The organism is Virgibacillus sp. M23, assembly GCF_034190895.1.
Classification (GTDB): Bacteria; Bacillota; Bacilli; order Bacillales; family Amphibacillaceae; genus Virgibacillus; species Virgibacillus salarius.
On record NZ_JAWDHA010000259.1, the window covers coordinates 1 to 448 of the forward strand.

At 52.5% G+C, this 448-nt stretch carries 1 protein-coding gene; it reads right to left on the reverse strand.

All coding sequences use genetic code 11. The features are described from left to right. On the reverse strand, positions 1 to 445 hold a 445-nt coding region (gene thrB, locus RVS70_RS22420; protein WP_321134924.1), incomplete at its 3' end, for a homoserine kinase. Positions 446 to 448 lie beyond the last annotated feature (3 nt).

A 448-nucleotide genomic window follows, 5' to 3' on the forward strand; every position in this document is an offset into this window, starting at 1 on the left:
GGCCGAACACAAGTCCGCCAACGAGAGACGCTCCAGCATTGTCCGGGTGTCCTTCTTCTAAACTTGCTACATGCAGCTTGTCCGCTTCAGACAGCTTTAAGCCGCATAATTCATCAGCCAGTTCAATGGCCGCTACAATCGCCGCGGCGCTGCTGCCAAGGCCGCGTGCAAGAGGGATGTCGCTCCACACCTTCACATGGACAGGGGGCATTTCTTTTCCGTACAAATCTGCGGTCCGTTTAGCCACTTGATAGATCAGGTTATCTGTACCCGCCGGAATTCCGGCGACTGTTTCTGTTTCAGCTTCAAATGACCATTTGTCGCTTTCAAAGACGGTCAGCTTCAAATATCTGCTAAGCGCCATTCCGACTGAATCAAAGCCGGGGCCCAGGTTAGCAGTACTTCCGGGAACAGTGACAGAGAACAGCATATCGGCTTCGTTCATACA